The 17,424-nt window shown below is 65.3% G+C and carries 14 protein-coding genes; 4 read left to right on the top strand and 10 right to left on the bottom strand.

The window, feature by feature from the left end:
* Window position 1: 1 nt before the first annotated feature.
* Complete coding sequence (locus NCS28_RS02370) at window positions 2–3,184, bottom strand: efflux RND transporter permease subunit (RefSeq protein ID WP_250512279.1); 3,183 nt, start codon at window positions 3,182–3,184, stop codon at window positions 2–4.
* A gap of 18 nt (window positions 3,185–3,202) precedes the next feature.
* Window positions 3,203–4,453 (bottom strand): efflux RND transporter periplasmic adaptor subunit, encoded by a 1,251-nt coding sequence (locus tag NCS28_RS02365; protein ID WP_250512278.1) that lies wholly within the window; start codon window positions 4,451–4,453, stop codon window positions 3,203–3,205.
* Window positions 4,454–4,902: 449 nt separating this feature from the next.
* Here NCS28_RS02365 and NCS28_RS02360 point away from each other — a divergent pair, with 449 nt between their 5' ends.
* Window positions 4,903–5,547, top strand: coding sequence for a TetR family transcriptional regulator (locus NCS28_RS02360; protein ID WP_250512277.1), 645 nt, complete (start codon window positions 4,903–4,905; stop codon window positions 5,545–5,547).
* Here the strand turns inward: NCS28_RS02360 and NCS28_RS02355 are convergent.
* Window positions 5,530–6,168 carry a cysteine hydrolase family protein gene (locus NCS28_RS02355; RefSeq protein ID WP_250513036.1) on the bottom strand — a complete coding sequence of 213 codons (639 nt, stop codon included), beginning with the start codon at window positions 6,166–6,168 and terminating at the stop codon, window positions 5,530–5,532. The genes NCS28_RS02360 and NCS28_RS02355 overlap by 18 nt on opposite strands.
* Before the next feature lie 124 nt (window positions 6,169–6,292).
* Between NCS28_RS02355 and NCS28_RS02350 the strand changes: the two genes are divergently transcribed.
* Window positions 6,293–7,249 carry a helix-turn-helix domain-containing protein gene (locus tag NCS28_RS02350; protein WP_250512276.1) on the top strand — a complete coding sequence of 319 codons (957 nt, stop codon included), beginning with the start codon at window positions 6,293–6,295 and terminating at the stop codon, window positions 7,247–7,249.
* A gap of 3 nt (window positions 7,250–7,252) precedes the next feature.
* Here the strand turns inward: NCS28_RS02350 and NCS28_RS02345 are convergent, their stop codons facing one another.
* The 6 genes from NCS28_RS02345 to NCS28_RS02320 form a co-directional block, all read right to left on the bottom strand.
* Entirely contained in the window at window positions 7,253–8,044 is a 792-nt protein-coding gene (locus NCS28_RS02345) for an SRPBCC family protein (protein ID WP_250512275.1), read from the bottom strand.
* A 74-nt stretch (window positions 8,045–8,118) separates the two neighbouring features.
* Complete coding sequence (locus NCS28_RS02340; protein ID WP_250512274.1) at window positions 8,119–8,496, bottom strand: DUF427 domain-containing protein; 378 nt, start codon at window positions 8,494–8,496, stop codon at window positions 8,119–8,121.
* Window positions 8,497–8,642: 146 nt separating this feature from the next.
* Window positions 8,643–9,137, bottom strand: coding sequence for a carboxypeptidase regulatory-like domain-containing protein (locus NCS28_RS02335; protein WP_250512273.1), 495 nt, complete (start codon window positions 9,135–9,137; stop codon window positions 8,643–8,645).
* A gap of 138 nt (window positions 9,138–9,275) precedes the next feature.
* Complete coding sequence (locus NCS28_RS02330; RefSeq protein WP_250512272.1) at window positions 9,276–10,778, bottom strand: DegQ family serine endoprotease; 1,503 nt, start codon at window positions 10,776–10,778, stop codon at window positions 9,276–9,278.
* Between the two features lie 329 nt (window positions 10,779–11,107).
* Complete coding sequence (locus NCS28_RS02325; RefSeq protein WP_250512271.1) at window positions 11,108–12,409, bottom strand: ATP-binding protein; 1,302 nt, start codon at window positions 12,407–12,409, stop codon at window positions 11,108–11,110.
* Window positions 12,409–13,071 carry a response regulator gene (locus NCS28_RS02320; protein ID WP_250512270.1) on the bottom strand — a complete coding sequence of 221 codons (663 nt, stop codon included), beginning with the start codon at window positions 13,069–13,071 and terminating at the stop codon, window positions 12,409–12,411. Before NCS28_RS02320 ends, NCS28_RS02325 begins: the two co-directional genes overlap by 1 nt.
* A gap of 240 nt (window positions 13,072–13,311) precedes the next feature.
* Here NCS28_RS02320 and dacB point away from each other — a divergent pair, with 240 nt between their 5' ends.
* Together dacB and NCS28_RS02310 are read left to right on the top strand one after the other, a co-directional pair.
* Complete coding sequence (dacB, locus tag NCS28_RS02315) at window positions 13,312–14,949, top strand: D-alanyl-D-alanine carboxypeptidase/D-alanyl-D-alanine endopeptidase (protein WP_250512269.1); 1,638 nt, start codon at window positions 13,312–13,314, stop codon at window positions 14,947–14,949.
* Between the two features lie 231 nt (window positions 14,950–15,180).
* Entirely contained in the window at window positions 15,181–16,287 is a 1,107-nt protein-coding gene (locus NCS28_RS02310; RefSeq protein WP_250512268.1) for an SGNH/GDSL hydrolase family protein, read from the top strand.
* A gap of 93 nt (window positions 16,288–16,380) precedes the next feature.
* On the opposite strand, the gene NCS28_RS02305 is transcribed toward NCS28_RS02310, so the two are convergent.
* A complete protein-coding gene (locus NCS28_RS02305; protein ID WP_250512267.1) occupies window positions 16,381–17,412 on the bottom strand; it encodes an L-threonylcarbamoyladenylate synthase in 1,032 nt (343 codons plus the stop codon).
* Window positions 17,413–17,424 lie beyond the last annotated feature (12 nt).

Raw genomic sequence — 17,424 nt, 5'->3', positions numbered from 1 at the left:
TTCAATGTCCTTCCTTATCGGAGCCATTCTGCGAGCCATGCGGACCTTCGAAATCACCCGATGTACCCGGCGACGGCACGTCCTTGCTCTTGCTGAATTTCGAGATCACGACGAAGAACATCGGGATCATGAAAATCGCGAGGAAGGTCGCGGTCAACATGCCGCCGATCACGCCGGTGCCGATTGCGTGCTGGCTCGCCGAACCCGCGCCGTTACTGATCGCGAGCGGCATCACGCCGAGAATGAACGCGAGCGACGTCATCAGAATCGGGCGCAACCGCAAGCGCGCCGCTTCCATCGCAGCTTCCACCGTCGACATGCCCTGCATGCGCAGTTCGCGCGCGAACTCCACGATCAGAATCGCGTTCTTCGCCGACAGACCCACCGTCGTCAATAGGCCGACCTGAAAGAACACGTCGTTTTCCAGACCACGCAGCGTCGCGGCGAGCAGCGCGCCGAGCACGCCGAGCGGCACGACCATGATGACCGAGAACGGAATCGACCAGCTTTCGTACAGCGCCGCGAGACAGAGGAACACGACGAGGATCGAGATGCCGTACAGGATCGGCGCCTGCGAACCCGACTGACGTTCCTGATACGACAGCCCCGTCCACTCGTAGCCGATACCCGCCGGCAGCTTCGCGGCGATCGCTTCCATTGCCGTCATTGCCTGACCGGTCGACTTGCCCGGCGCGGCCGCGCCCTGGATTTCCACCGCCGAGATACCGTTGTAGCGCTCGAGTTTCGGCGAACCGTAGGTCCAGTTGCCGGTCGCGAACGCGCCGAACGGCACCATCGTCCCGGAGCCATTGCGCACGTACCACTTGTTCATGTCGTCCGGATTCATGCGGAACGGACCGTCGCCCTGCACGTAGACCTTCTTGATCCGGTTATCGACGTCGAGGAAGTTGTTGATGTATTGCGACGCCCACGCGATCGAGAACGTCTGGTCGATGTCCGAGATCGCGACGCCGAGCGCGTTGGCTTTCTCGCGGTCGATGTTCACCTTGAACTGCGGCGTGTCGTTCAGGCCGTTCGGGCGCACCTGCGCGAGCGTCGCGTCCTTCGACGCCATGCCGAGCAGCATGTTGCGCGCTTCCATCAGCTTTGCGTGACCGAGGCCTCCGCGGTCCTGCAGCTCGAAGTCGAAGCCCGCCGCCGTGCCGAGTTCGGGAATCGAAGGCGGATTGACCGGGAAGATCATCGCGTCCTTGTAGGGCGCGAAGTGCATGAACATTCGCCCGACGAGCGCCTGCACCTTCTGGTCGCTGTGCTGGCGGTCCGCGTATTCCTTCATCCGCACGAACACGAGACCGGAATTCTGGCCGCGTCCCGCGAACGAGAAGCCGTTCACCGTGAACACCGATTCGACGATCGGCTTCTCGTCCTTCAGCAGATAGTCCTGCACGTCCTTCAGCACATGCGCCGTGTATTCCTGCGTGGAGCCGGCCGGCGCCTGCACGAGCACGAACATCGTTCCCTGGTCTTCATCGGGCAGGAACGACTTTGGCAGACGCAGGAACAGCATGCCCACCGCGACGATCACGACGATATAGATGATAAGCCAGCGCCCCGAGCGCCGGATCACATGCTGCACGCCGCTGTGGTACTTCTCCTGGCTCTTGTTGAAGGTGCGGTTGAACCAGCCGAAGAAGCCCTTCTTCTCGGGCTGATGCCCTTCCGGATGCGGCTTCAGGATCGTCGCGCACAGCGCCGGCGTGAGAATCAGCGCGACCATCACGGACAGCACCATCGCCGCGACGATCGTCAGCGAGAACTGCCGGTAGATCGCGCCGACCGAGCCGCCCGAGAACGCCACCGGCACGAACACAGCCGACAGCACGAGCGCCACGCCGATCAGCGCGCCGGTGATCTGGCCCATCGCCTTGCGGGTCGCGTCGCGTGGCGACAAGTGCTCCTCGGACATCACCCGCTCGACGTTTTCCACGACCACGATCGCATCGTCGACCAGCAGGCCGATTGCCAGCACGAGGCCGAACATCGACAGCACGTTGATCGAGAAGCCAACCGCCGACATGATCGCGAACGTGCCGAGCAGAACGACCGGCACCGCGATCGTCGGGATGATCGTCGCCCGCAGGTTCTGCAGGAACAGATACATCACGAGGAACACGAGCACGATACCTTCGATCAGCGTCTTGACCACTTCCTCGATCGACAGGCGCACGAACGGCGTCGTGTCGTACGGATACTTCACGACCAGCCCGTGCGGGAAGTACTTCGACAGATCGTCGATCTTCTGGCGCACGAGCTTCGCGGTCTGCAGCGCGTTCGCGCCCGTCGCGAGCTGGATACCGAAGCCGGCTGTCGGCTGCCCGTTGTACTTCGTGTCGAAGTTGTAGTTTTCGCCGCCGAGCTCGATCTTCGAGACATCCTTCAGGCGCACTTGCGAGCCGTCCTGATTGACCTTCAGCAGGATGTTGCCGAACTGCTCGGGCGTGCGCAGCAGCGTCGCTTCCGTGATCGTCGCCTGGAGCATCTGCCCCGCAACCGCCGGCGTGCCGCCGAGACCGCCCGCCGCCACCTGCACGTTCTGATTGGTGATGGCGTTCTTCACGTCGACAGGCGTGAGCGAGTAGTTCGTGAGCTTGGTCGCATCGAGCCAGACGCGCATTGCGTACTGCGAGCCGAACAGCGTCGTTGTACCCACGCCGTCGATACGCGAGAGCGGATCCGCCACGTTCGACGCCACGTAGTTCGCGAGGTCGTACTTGCTCATGCTGCCGTCTTCGGACACGAACGCGAGCACGAGCAGGAAGCTCGAACTCGACTTCGTGACCTTCGTGCCGAGCTGCTGCACGACCTGCGGCAGGAGCGGCGTGGCGAGCTGCAGCTTGTTCTGCACCTGCACCTGCGCGATGTCCGGGTTCGTGCCCGCCGCGAACGTCAGCGTGACGGTGGCCGTGCCCGAGTCATCGGATGTGGACGACAGATACAGCAAGTGGTCGAGACCGGTCATCTGCTGCTCGATCACCTGCGTCACCGTGTTTTCGACGGTGCTCGCGGATGCGCCCGGATACGTCGCGCTGATCTGGATCGCAGGCGGCGCGATCGTCGGATACTGGGCGACCGGTAGCGTGAAGATCGACGCCATCCCCGCCAGCATCAGGATGATCGCGATCACCCACGCGAAGATCGGTCGATCGATAAAAAACTTTGCCATGTAACAGGCTCCCTGTTGTTACGCGCCCGAAGCGGCCGATGCGGCCTGCGCACCGCTCGCGCCGCTTGCGTTCGCAGGAGCGGCGGCGCCCGGCGCGGATGCCGCTTGCCCGTCCGAGGCGGCTACCGGGTAGGGGAATTTCGCGTCGACCGGCTTCACTTGCATGCCGGGCTTCGCCTTCTCCACGCCGTTCACGATCACCCGATCGCCCGCGTTCAGGCCGCTGTCGACCACCCAGTTGTTGCCGAACGTCGCGCTCGTGACGAGCTGACGCAGTTCGACCTTGTCGTCCTTGTTGACGACGAGCGCGGTCGGCGTGCCCTTCTGGTCATGCGTGACACCGATCTGCGGCACCACGAGCGCGTGGTCGTTCATCCCTTCCTGGATGCGCGCCCGCACGAACATGCCCGGCAGCAGCACGCGGTCCTTGTTCTGGAAGATCGCGCGCACGGTCACCGAACCGGTGCTCTGGTCGACGCTCACGTCGGAGAACTGCAGCTTGCCCTGCTCGGTATAGGTGCGGCCGTCTTCGAGCACGAGCGTGACCTTCGCGGCGTGGATGCCTTCGGTCTGCAGGCGGCCTTCCTGAATCTGCCTGCGCAACTGGAGGCCCTCGACGCTCGATTGCGTCAGATCGACGTAGATCGGATCGAGCTGCTGCACGGTCGTGAGCAGCGTCGCGGCGCTCGCCTGCACATACGCGCCCGGCGTGACCTGCGACAAGCCGGTGCGGCCGGTGATCGGCGAGACGACGTCGGTGTAGCCGAGGTTGATCTGCGCGGTATCGACCGATGCCTTGCCCGCCGCGACATCCGCGACGGCCTGGCCTTGCGCGGCCACGGCGTTGTCGTAGTCCTGCTTCGACACGGCATTGGCCGCGACGAGGATCTTGTAGCGCGACACGAGCGCGTTCTGCGATGCGACGTTCGCCTGCGCCTTCGCCAATGACGCCTTCGCGTTGTTCAACGCGGCGATGTACGGCGCCGGATCGATCTTGTAGAGCCGCTGACCGGCCTTGACCTCGGAGCCTTCCGTGAATTCACGGCGCAGCACGATGCCATCTACCCGGGCGCGCACTTGCGCGACGAGATAGGCGTTGGTGCGGCCCGGCAAATCGACGACGACCGGCACGCTAGTCGGCTGCACGGTGACGACGCCCACTTCGGGCGTTTGCGGCGGCGGCGCTGATTGTTTTTGTCCGCACGCTGCCAGGAACACGGCAGCCGTCGCGGCGGTGAATAAGCGGAGTGGAACCCGTTCGACGCGCATGGAGCGACCTCTGTCTAAGACTGAGAGTGAAGTAGGTGCGCGGCGGCCTTCCCCGGGCAATGCCGCGCACGAGCGTCCTTCAGGACGCTGCCAATAAACAAAACTTGTCCGACGATTGAGCGGTGCCGCCGGCCAGCGCCGGCGTTTCATGCCCGTGCGCGACGCTCGAAGCGCCGCCAGTGGCCCAAGGACGGCCGAACGGGCAATGGAAACGAAAGCTTAATCGGAAACTGCTCGTCGGCTGCAATTTGTGAATATTGGCGAACGGGTGGTATTGTATATACATTCGTGGATGAATGTATAAAACGGTACGTGTTTATCCCCATTGGCGGCGAGAAAGAATCGCTCGGGGGAATCGATTACGGTCGACGGATCTTCGACAAGGGCGCATGAAGGCGCCGTTCAACGGCAGCAAGAGCAGGAGCAGACGGCCCGAAAGGCCGCACGATATGGTCAGACGAACCAAGGAAGAAGCACAGGCGACGCGAAACCGGGTGCTCGACGCGGCCGAGCGCGTCTTCTATGAAAAAGGCGTGTCGCGCACGACGCTGGCGGACATTGCGCAGGCGGCGGGCGTAACGCGCGGCGCGATTTACTGGCACTTCGCCAACAAGGGCGATCTCTTCAACGCGATGTTCGAGCGCAGCCTGTTGCCGCTCGACGAACTCGTGGAAAGCACGCTCGACGGCAAGGAAGAAGACCCGCTCACGCGCCTTCGCGAGCTGTTCGTCTGGTGCATGCGCAACATCACGGCCGACGAGCAGCGCCGGCGCGTCTTCGACATCCTCTTCATGAAATGCGAGTTCGTCGAGGAAATGGGACCGGTGCGCGAGCGCCATCAGAACAACATGCGCGACGGCATGGAGCGCATCGAGCGCGCGCTGCGCAACGCCGTCGAAAAGAAGCAGCTCCCCGCGACGCTCGACACGAACCGCGCGACGACCATGCTCCACAGTCTCTTCACCGGCATCCTGCACGATTCGCTGATGCTGCCGGACATCGTGCATCCGGCGCGCGACGCCGAAGCCCTTATCGACGCGTGCTTCGACGCCTTGCGTTGCAGCCCTGCCCTGCTCTTACCGGCCAGCGCCTGAAGTCGCGGCGCGCGCCCGCTGGTTCGACGCGTAGATGTTGTCGCGCGCGGGCGTCTCGCCGCTTTCCAGCGCACGGATCCAGTCGTCCGTGGCGAGTACGGCGGCGAAGCGCGACTGCATCACCACCGTGAACACGCGGTGAATCTCTTCCGCACTCGCACGGCCCGCGCTGTTTTCGTAGGGCACGGCGCCCGTCGCATCCGCGAGAAATTCCACCGCGAGGCCGGCGTGCACCGCGTGCTTGGCGGTCGAATCGTCGCAGTTGTGCGTCATGTAGCCCGCAATCACGATCGTGTCGATGTCGTGCGCCGTCAGCCAGTCGGCGAGATCGGTGCCGGCGAACGCGCTCGGCAGCGATTTCTCCACGTAATGCGCGCGCGGCCGCGACGCGACCGTTTCGTGCAGCTCGGCCATCGCGGAGCCGCGCGCGAAGATCGGCGCGCTCGCCGGCGCGAAATTCTGCACCACGACGACCGGCACGCCGTGCTTTTCGGCGGCGTCCATCGCGCGCGCGATATTCGCGAGCGACACCTCCACATCGGGATATTCGATCAACAGGTTGCCTTCGACGTACTCGTTCTGCACATCGATGACGATCAAGGCGCGGCGCGGCATGGTCAGCTCCTTTGTGGATGGTCGAAGCATTGTCGCCGCGCCCGCGCGATAGCCAGAAGTGGCCCGATTGCCAACTTTCGTCGTATTCGGGCCAAAATGCACGCGTTTAACGTTTTACCGGAGCCGCGCCATGACCCGCCATTCGATCGCCGTCGTCGCGTTCGACCGCATCAGCCCGTTTCATCTTGCCGTGCCGTGCATCGTGTTCGGCGAAGAGCGCGGCGGGATCGGCGTGCCGTCGTTCGACTTTCGCGTCTGCGCCGCCGAACCGCACGCGCTCGCGACGTCCGCCGGGTTCACGATCGCGGCACAGCATTCGTTCGACGCCCTCGCCAGCGCCGACGTGATCGTCGTGCCGTCATGGCGCGATCCGGACGAGACGCCATCCGAAGCGCTCCTCGACGCGCTTCGCGCCGCGCATGCACGCGGCGCGCAGGTCGTCGGACTGTGCCTCGGCTCATACGTGCTCGCGGCGGCGGGCCTGCTCGACGGCCGCGCGGCCACGACGCACTGGGCGTGGGCCGACGATTTCGCGCGCCGCTATCCGCGCGTGCGACTCGATCCGAACGTGCTCTATATCGAAGATGAAAACATCACGACGTCCGCCGGCACCGCGGCCGGACTCGATTGCTGCCTGCACGTGCTGCGCAAGCTGGCGGGCTCGCAGGCGGCGAATCAGGTCGCGCGTCGGCTCGTCGTGCCGCCGCATCGGCAGGGCTCGCAGGCGCAGTTCATCGACGAGCCGGTTCCCGAACGTCCGAAAAGCGAAAAGCTCGCAGCACTGCTCGACTGGTTGCGCGCCAATCTGCAAACGGATCATTCGCTCGATACGCTCGCCGCACGCATGGCGATGAGCCGCCGAAACTTTACGCGGCGCTTTCGGGAAACGACGGGCGCGACGGTGGACGCGTGGCTCGTCGGGCAACGCGTCGCGCTCGCGCAGCGCTTGCTCGAAGACACGGATCTGCCGATCGATCGCATTGCGGAACAGAGCGGCTTTCGCACCGGCGCGACGCTGCGCCAGCAGTTCGCAGGGACGCTGAAGACGTCGCCGTCGGCGTATCGACGGGCGTTTCGCGGCGCGTAACCGTCATTGCAGCCCGATGTGCTGCGCGAAATACGCGAAGAGCGCGACGCACACGAGCATCGCCGCCCACGCCCATATCGGCAAGCCGAGCGGATGCGGATCGTGGGAATGATCGCGTTCGTGATGCGCAAAGCCATGCCCGTGCAGCCGATGCCGCAGCACGCCGCTCGCGGAAGCATCGGCGGACGGCGCGCGCATCGCGCCCGAGCGACGCGAGAACGCCGCCGACATCGCGCTCGGCCGCAGGAACACGTGCCGGCGCTCGGTGCGCTCGCCCGCCGCGCGCATCGACGGCAACGCGTGTTTCGCGCGCACGACTTCGCAGAACTCGGCGAAGAAATCGTCGGCGCCTTCGCGCAGCGCGTTCTCGATCTGGCGCGCGGGCAAGCCGGCGAGCGGTCCCGATACCGTCGCCCAGACGGTGTATTCGATCCAGGTCGCAGCGCCGTCGTCGTCCGGATTCAGCGCGACCGCGATCTGCCCGCGCAAGGAGCCGACGCCTTCGCCGCGCGCCTTGAAGCTCAAGGTGCGGGCGTATATGGCATCGTCGGATTCGGTGATGTCGCCTTCTGAGCGCACCGCCTGACGGGTGCGCCCCGCGGCATGCGCGCGGATCTCGTAGCGCGCCCGCAGCGCGCCGAGCGGCACGATCAGCGTGAGGACATATTCGCCGGCGGGCGTGCGCGTGAACGATTCGCAATTGTCGAGGCTCGCGCGCAGCAACGCGAGATCGGAGAGCGCCTCCCGGACATGCGCCGGGTCGAGCGGAACGCACAGGGCATCGGTGACTTCCATTCGCGCCTCCGGGGAAAGGATCGCATGCGTTCGTTATCGCCGAGCGGGCGCGGGGTGTCTGTTCGGATGCGCGCCTAAGAGGTTTCGTCTATGCGATCGATTCGCGAACCGTAAAACGCGAGATAGCCCTTGATCTGCACGGCGGCGTCGAGCGGCGCTTCGTAGCTCCACGCGGCGTTCTCCACCGGACCGTCCTCGGTCAGCAGGTGATAGTGCGTCGCCTGGCCCTTGATCGGGCAATGCGTGGTGTGGATGGAGCGTTCGAGACGCGCCATGTTCACGTCGACGCGCGGGAAATAATGCACTTTCTCCGTCCCCGGCTCGATGAGCGTGAGGGACGCGTGTGTATCGGCGTAGGTCACGCCCTGATGAATCACGCGGCAACGCCGGCCATTGAGCGTGATCTCGATGTGATGCGCCGTCTGGTGCGCGTCGTTCAGTTCCGTGCCCATCGTGCTGCCCCTCCCGCGTGAGAACCGACATCCCAAAGAAAAAGCCACGAGTCATCGAGACACCCGTGGCTTGATTATGAGACAAACTTCCGATGCTGCGTGAGCGCTTTCGATGCCTCGGGGCTATCCCCTTTCGACGCTCCCGCTTACTGAATGTTCCAGTGGAATGCGGCCTTGGCCTTGCCGGGTCCGGCAACGGTCACTGCCTGCTTTTTCTCCTGATCCTTGTACTTCGCGTAGACGGTATAGCTGCCCGGCGGCAGCTTGACGAGCATGTACGGTCCCATCGATTCGGCGGACAGCGCCTCGCCGCCCTTGCCGTCGACGACACGTACGTGCACGCCCGAAAGGTAATCGGCGGTCGGCCCCGTGAAGCGCAGCGACAACGGCCAGTGCGCCTGTTCGCGCAACAATGCGTGCGATTCGTCGAGTCCCACGCCGCCCGACGTATAGGAGACATCGCCTTGCTGCTGAATCTGTGGCAGGCCGCCGCCGTTGGTGTTGCCGGCGCTGGAGGTATCGCTCGTCGTGCCGCCCGTCGTTCCGCCCGCCTGCTGCGCCCAGGCGACGCTTGCCGTGCCGGCGCTCATCGCCGCGATGAGGACTGCGGCCGCCAGCTTGCCCGTGGTCTTGCTCGTCATGTTTTTGCTCCTTTGTCCGATGCCGCCGCGCCCGCGAGCCGGCGGCGTCACGCCCGATGCGTCGATCTCACGCGATGGGGCACCAGGGAACCGTATAGCATGGTTCGTGCCCGCGCTGCGTGTGCCGGCGCGCCCGCGTCAGCCGAGATCGACCGGAACGAAGATCTGCGCATCGTCACGCTGGATCAGGAGCGCGATGCTGTCGCCCGCATGCTGGACCATCGACTTCAACTGCTGCACCGACGTCACCGGCTGGCCGTTCACGGCGAGAATCACGTCGCCCGGCTGAATGCCCGCGTTTGCCGCCGCGCCGTTCGACTGCTGCACGAGCAGACCGCGCGAGAGCGAATCGTTCTGCTTCTCTTCCGGCGTGAGCGGGCGCACCGCGACGCCCAGGCGCGCGTCCTGCGCCGATGCGCCATCGTCGCCGCCCGTGTGCGCGCTCGCGGTCTTCGCATCCTTCAGCGCGCCGATCGTCACGGAGAGATCCTTCGCGCTCTTGTCGCGCCACACCGTCACTTTCGCCGACGTGCCCGGCGCGAGGCCCGCGACCTGCGACGGCAGCGAAGTCGAATCGGTCACCGGCACGCCGTTCAGCGCGGTGATCACGTCGCCCGGCTGCAATCCGCCCTTCGCGGCCGGTCCGCCCGGCTCGACCGAGCTCACGAGCGCGCCTTGCGGCGACTTCATGCCGAACGAATTCGCGAGCGTCTGGTTCATGCCCTGCACCGTCACGCCGAGACGGCCGCGATCGACGTGACCGGTCTTGATGAGCGCGTCCTTGACCTTGATCGCCTCATTGATCGGGATGGCGAACGAAAGGCCCTGGAAGCCGCCCGTCTGCGAATAGATCATCGAGTTGATGCCGATCACTTCGCCCTGCAGGTTGAAAAGCGGGCCGCCCGAGTTGCCCGGGTTCACCGGCACGTCGGTCTGGATGAACGGCGTGTAGTTTTCATTGGGCAACGCGCGCGACTTGGCGCTGATGATGCCCGAGGTCACGGTGTTGTCGAAGCCGTACGGCGAGCCGATCGCGACCACCCACTGGCCGACCTTGCTGCCGTTCGGATCGCCGATCTTCACCACCGGCAGGTTCTTCGCGTCGATCTTCAGCACGGCGACGTCCGACTGCTTGTCAGCGCCGATGACTTTCGCGCGATATTCGCGCTTGTCGGTGAGCTTCACGGTGACGATGTTCGCGTTGTCGACGACATGCGCGTTCGTCAGGATGTAGCCGTCGCTGCTCACGATGAAGCCCGAACCGAGACCTTCGCTCGGACGATCCGCGCCGGGGCCGCCGTCGCCGCCTCCGAAGCCGGGCATGCCGCCGAAGCGCTTGAAGAACTGGTAGAGGGGATCGTCCGGGTCCATCGGCACCTGGTTCTGGCCGCGGCGATTGGACGTCTGCTTCACGACGTGCTTCGCGCTGATGTTCACCACGGCCGGACCGTAGGTCTCGACGAGACCGGAGAAATCGGGAATGCCTGTTTTTGCCGCGGCTTCGGCGGGCATCAGCGCCGCTGCGGCGGGCGAGATGACCTGCGGCGCCGGCACGTTGTTGTGTCCGGCCACGTAGCCCGCCGACAAGGCAATGGCAACGGCTGCCGCAACGGCGCTGCGGGTGAGGATCTTCGCTTTCATCGTGTGCTCCTGACGAGGGATGCGCTCCTAAAGAGCGCGCTATATCGATGAAGGAAGATTACGGGGCGTCGCTTAAACCTTTCTTAAAAAACGCAAAAGGGCGTCTGTTCCTGTGAACCGACGCCCTCGGTACTGCTGCACTACGTAGAACTCACCGCATTACTTCGAACTGCATTGCTGCTACTGCAACTTCACCACTTCGACTTCTTCGACTTCTTCGACTTCTTTACTGCGTACACGACGACCACTGCTTGCTGCTTCCAGAACTCTCAATCGACGGAGGTAAATCCGAAAGATTCGCCGCGAAGAGAGACGACGCGAACGCGGCATCAGAACGTCACGGTGACCTTGAGCCCGCCCGCTTCCGATTCTCCGAGCGAGACCGCCGCGCCATGCTGAACCGCGATGCGCCGCACGATCGCGAGCCCGAGTCCGCTGCCCGCGACATCCGTGCGCGCGCGATTCACACCCTCTCCGACGCGATAGAACCGGTCGAACACGCGCTCCCGTTCTTCTTCCGGAATCCCCGGCCCGGTATCGCAGATTTCGACGACCGGACGCCCCTCCCGCATCTTCAGGCCGACGTCCACGCGGCCGCCTTTGGGCGTGTACTTCGTCGCGTTGTCGATGAGATTGTTGAACATCACGCGCAGCGAATCCGCATCGCCTTTCACGATCGCCGGCTCGCTCGCCTCGATGCCGAGATCGACGCCGCGCTCCTGCGCGACCAGCACATAACCGCGCACGCAGCCTTCCAGCACTTCCCGCAAATCGACTTGCGTCTCGACGCCCTTGCCGTCCGGCTCCGATCGCGCGAGCGCGAGCAATTGCTCCGCGAGCCGCGTCGCGCGCGCGATGCCTTCCTGAAGATCCCCGAGCGCCTCGCGGCGCGTTTCATCGTCCTGCGCGCGCGCGACGAGCTGCGCCTGAATTTGCACCGCCGCGAGCGGCGTGCGCAGTTCATGCGCGGCATCGGCGACGAAGGCTTTTTGCGTATCGAGCGCAGCCGAGAGCCGCGACAGCAGCGCATTCAATGCGCGCACGACCGGCCGCACTTCCTGCGGCAGACGTTGATCGGAGAGCGGATCGAGCGCTTCGGGATGACGTGTATCGAGCGCGCGCGTCACGCGCTGCAAGGGCGCGAGGCCGAGGCCGACGATCACCCAGATCGCGAGCCCGAGCAGCGGCAGCAACAGCACGAGCGGCCACAGCGTGCGCCACGCGACGCCCGCCGCGACGCGATTGCGGATCGACAGCGGCTGCGCGAGCTGCACGACGTTGTCGCCGACGATCGCGCTATACACGCGCCATTCGCCGCGCGGCGTCATTTCGGTGGAAAAACCCAGCTCCGCGTGAGGCGCGAGCGGCACGCGCGGATGCGAGTAGTACATCAGCACGCCGTTGCGATTCCAGATCTGGATGACGACGCCCTCGTCGCTCTCGCTGCGCGAACTGAGCACCGACGAAAACGGCTCCGACGGCAGCGCGGCCGCGATCTGCTGCAACTGGTAATCGAAGAGTTCGTTGGCTTCCGCGAGCGCCTGCCGATAGATGAGCCATCCTGCAAAGCCCACGCCGACGATCACGAGCGCGAGCAGCCAGATCAGCAATTGCCGGCGGATCGACCGCATCAGGCGTCCTTCGCGACCATGTAGCCGAGACCACGCACATTGCGGATGAGGTCGGCGCCGAGCTTCTTTCTCAGCGAATGGATATACACCTCGACGGTATTGCTGCCGATTTCCTCGCCCCAGCCGTAGATCTTCTCTTCGAGCTGGCTCTTCGACAACACCGCGCCGGGCCGCGCCATCAGCGCTTCGAGCAGTGCGAACTCACGCGCCGACAGCGAGACGGGCGCGCCCGCGAGCGTCACCTGATGCCCGACCGGATCGAGCGTCAGTTCGCCGTGCCGCACGAGCGATTCGCCCCGCCCCACGTGCCGGCGGATGAGCGCACGCATGCGCGCGCCGAGTTCGTCGAGATCGAAGGGCTTGACGAGGTAATCGTCGGCGCCGGCGTCGAGCCCTTTCACGCGATCGGCGATGGCGTCGCGCGCCGTGACGATCAGCACCGGCAACGCGTTGGCGCGCGCGCGCAGTGTCCTCAGCACGTCGAGCCCGTCGCGTTTGGGCAGGCCGAGGTCGAGCAGCATCAAGTCGTAGGACTCGCCCGCGACCGCGGTAAGCGCAGCCTCGCCGTCCTGCACCCAGTCGACTGCGAAGCCGTCCGCGCGCAGCGCCTTGCGCACGCCTTCGGCAATCATCCGGTCATCTTCGACAAGCAGGATTCGCATGGCACATGTCTGTTCGTGGTTACATGAGCAGGCTCGAAAGCCGCGACCCATTGTAGCCGCGCGGGCTTGCCACAGGCTTAAGCGGGACTTAACCGCGCGGATCGTCGGCTTTCGGAAGACAACGGCGCGCCGCGGGCGACGACGATTTTTCGCCCGTACGATTTCCGCAAGGCAGCTTGTCTACAATAGCCGCTTCCCGCGCGTCGCCGCCCTTCGTTAGCCCCAAAAAAACGCTCGTCCATGCCGCCTGCTTTTCGTTCAATACCCCGCCGTCTCTCGTCCATCGCGCTCGCCGCAACCTTCGCCTGCGCGGCGCTCGGCCACATGTCCGACGCTCGAGCGCGCGGCGGATCGAAGGCCGATTCGCAGGCGCAATCGCCGGAGCGCGCGGCTATCGGCGCAAGCAGGTCGAAGCACGCCGCGAAAAACGAAACGAAGCGCGCGAAGGCCGACGGCGTTACGAAAGCCGAGCGCGCCGCGAAGGTGAGCGTGCCCGCCGGACCGCTGCCCGCGTCGGTGATGACGGCGCTCGCGCGCGCACACGTACCGGTTTCGTCGATAAGCGTTGTCGTGCAACGCGTCGGCGCGCCGGTGCCGCTCGTCTCCGTCAACGCGAACGAGCCGATGCTGCCCGCCTCGACGATGAAGCTCGTCACCACCTACGCCGGTCTCTCGATGCTCGGTCCGGACTATCGCTGGAAGACGACCGCGCATGCCGATGGCGAAGTCGATGCCCAGGGCGTTCTGCACGGCAACCTGTACATCCAGGGCACCGGCGATCCGAAGCTCGTGCCGGAAGAATTGATCGATCTCGTCGAACAGGTGCGCAAGAACGGCATCACGGGCATCGATGGCGCGCTCGTGCTCGACAAGCGCTACTTCGACGCCTCCACGCGCGATCTGCCCGCCTTCGACAACGACGACTCCGCGCCCTACAACGTCGGCCCGGACCCGCTGCTGTACGCATTCAAGTCGCTGTCCTTCACGCTGACGCCGAGCCCGGACGGACAAGTCTCCATCGACGTGCTGCCGCAACTCGCGCAGTTGCAGATCGACAACGAACTGCGCGTCACGCACGGCGCCTGCACCGGCTCGCTCCAGGCAGCGTCGCCGAGCGTCGCGCAGACGCAGGGCGGCTTCGTGCAGGCATCGTTCATCGGCGACTATCCGCTGCGTTGCGGCTCGCGCACGGTCAACGTCGCCGCGCTCGATCACTCGACGTTCTTCGCAGGCGGCTTCCTCGCGCTCTGGAAGCAGGCCGGCGGCACATTCCAGGGCACGACGCGCGAAGGCCCGACGCCGTCGAATGCGCGGCTCGTTGGCACGCATCGCAGCCCGGTGCTGTCGGATGTCGTGCGCGACATCAACAAGTTCAGCAACAACGTGATGGCGCGCAACCTGTTCCTCACAATCGGCGCGGCGCAATCGAAGCCGCCCGCGACGACCGTGAAATCGGCCGCGGCGATCCAGGCGTTCCTCAAGCGCAGCGCCTTGCCGATGAACGGGCTCACGCTCGACAACGGCTCGGGTCTTTCGCGCGACGAGCACATCTCCGCGTCCTCGCTCGCCGACCTGCTGATGGCGGCGAACGCGAGTCCGGTCGCGCAGGTTTTCGTCGAATCGCTGCCCGTCGCGGGCGTCGACGGCACGATGCGCAACCGCCTCACCAACGCGGGCGCGCTCGGCAATGCGCACATAAAGACCGGCACGCTGCGCGACGTGCGGGCAATCGCGGGCTATGTCGGCGCGGCGAACGGCGAGAGCTATGTCGTCGTGAGCTTCATCAACGATCCGCGCGCCGAAGCCGCCCGCGCAGCGCACGATGCGCTGCTCGAATGGGTTTACGAGGGTGCGCGCCGGCCCGGCGCGGCGGAATGAACGGCGCTGGCAGGCACGGACGCCCGAAGGGACCGAAGATTTCTTCTACGAAGTGACGCCCGGGAAGGCACGCGCGCCGTGTACGCTGTCGGGCACGCCGCTGGACCGGTGCAGGTGCGCATCGGACGGGCGTGCGGCATCGCTTAAACTCGCAGGTACGCGGCATGCGGATCGCATCGGGTCAGCCGCCGCAATCGAACTAGAAAACACCGAAGAAGGGAGACGAGGTCCATGAAGAAGCAACGCTCGACGCGCGCCGCACTGGTGCGCTTTGCCCAAGTCGCGACGGCCAGCGCGGCCTTTGCCCTGCTCGCCGCGTGCGGCGGTGGCGGCGACGACAACAATTCCACGCCACCGGGCGGCGTGAAACTGCAAGTGGTGTCGTTCGGCGACAGTCTTTCCGACGTCGGCACCTATGCGCCGGTCGCGGCGGCGAACTTCGGCGGCGGCCGGTTCACGACGAATCCGGGCCAGGTCTGGGTGCAGAACGTCGCGCAGTATTACGGCGACACGCTGACCCCGGCGATGACCGGCGGCTTCGGCACGCCGCCTGCCACGCAAGCGGGTCTCGGCTACGCGCAGGGCGGCTCGCGCGTGACCAATCCGATCGGCATCGGACATGCGACGACCGATCCGGCCAACTACACGCAGGCACTGACGGTTCCGGTCGTCACGCAGGTTTCGAACTATCTGTCCGCGCATGGCAGCTTCAATTCGAACCAGCTCGTCATCATCAACGGCGGCGCGAACGACATCCTGTTCAACCTCACGGCGGGTCAGAGCGGCCAGATGACGCCCGCGGCGGCCACCGCCGCGATCGGCCAGGCGGCGATCGATCTGGCGGGCGTGATCGGCAAGGTCGTGCAGAGCGGCGCGACGCACGTGCTGGTGTCGAATGTGCCCGATATCGGCGCGACGCCGCAAGGCATGATGAGCAACGCGCAGACGCGCGGTCTGCTCACGCAAGCGTCCCTCGGCTTCAATCAGGCGCTTGCGGCTGCGCTGACGCAAAGCGGGCTGATGTCGAAGGTGATTTACCTCGACATCGTTCCGCCGCTCGCCAATATCACGGCGAATTTCGCGCAGTTCGGGTTCACCGTGTCGAATACGGGAACGGGGTGCAATCTGCAGGCGATGGCCGCGGCGGCGCAGAAGTTCGGCGAACCGAATCCGCAGGCTTTCGCGACCTCGCTGTTCTGCTCGCCGCAGACGCTTACCGTCGCGGGCGCGGACCAGACGTACATGTACGCGGATACCGTGCACCCGACGACGCATCTGCATGCGCTTTATGCGCAGACGGCGGAGCAGACGATTGCGAAGTCGGGGCTGGGGAAGTAAGCGGGTTCTTTCGGTCGTGAATGGAAAAACCGCCCGGCGAGGAATCGCCGGGCGGTTCTGTTTTGGGGCTTTCAGCGAACGATCAGCGATGCGTCACGCGTCGTCCTCGAACGCCGCCGCCGCCCTCCCAAGCCGATCGTTTACCGCGATCCACTCCACTGTCTCCGGCAGTTTCTCGATCAGAATCCGCTCGACATCCGCCCGATCCAGCGCCCTCAACAAACCATACAAATCGCGCGCATAACTCTGCGGATCTTCCGGCGCGGCGACGAAATGCACATGCCCCGCGTGCGCCCACTCGCCCGCGCTCGACGGCCGAGCCACCAACGCGACTCTTCCGCCGCTCGCTCGATCGAACGCCGCGATCAACGGCTCGATCGACGAAAACGGAAGCAACGCGAGCGGCGTACGCGGCGCGTAATGCGCCTTCAACGTCCCCGATGCGCGCGGCGCCGTGGCATCCGACCCATCCGGCAACTTCGGCGCCGTACCGATCACATCCGCGATCTGCTGCGGACTCACATGCCCCGGCCGCAGCAGCGCCGGAAACCCGCGCGACAGATCCAGAATCGTCGATTCGATGCCGACATCCGCCGCCCCGCCATCGAGCACGTGCACCGCGCTGCCGAACTCGTCGCGCACGTGCTGTGCGGTCGTCGGACTGACATGACCGAAGCGGTTAGCCGATGGCCCCGCGACGCCGCCCTGCTTGCCGGTGCCGACCCGCCGCGCATGAAACGCCGACAACAACTGCTGCGCCACCGGATGCGACGGACACCGCACGCCCACCGAATCCTGCCCGCCGCTGACCGCCGCGGGAATATGCGCCGCGCGCTTGAGGATCAACGTCAAGGGTCCGGGCCAGAAAGTATCGATGAGCTTCTGCGCATCGGCGGGCAGCTCGCGCACCCAGTAGCCCGGATCGGCTTCGGGCGCGAGATGTACGATTACCGGATGATTCGCCGGACGGCCCTTCGCCGCATAAATACGCGCGATGGCGTCCGGATTCTCCGCGTCGCCGCCGAGCCCGTAGACCGTCTCGGTCGGAAACGCGACGAGTTCGCCGGCATCGAGCAAGGCCGCGGCTTCGTCGATCTGCGCGACGCTCGGATAGATGATGGTCATTGCTTCTACGAC

The organism is Caballeronia sp. INDeC2, from assembly GCF_023631325.1.
In the GTDB taxonomy this organism is placed as follows: Bacteria; Pseudomonadota; Gammaproteobacteria; order Burkholderiales; family Burkholderiaceae; genus Caballeronia.
Note: the sequence above shows the minus strand (reverse complement) of the source record. Positions and strands in the feature narration are given on the sequence as shown.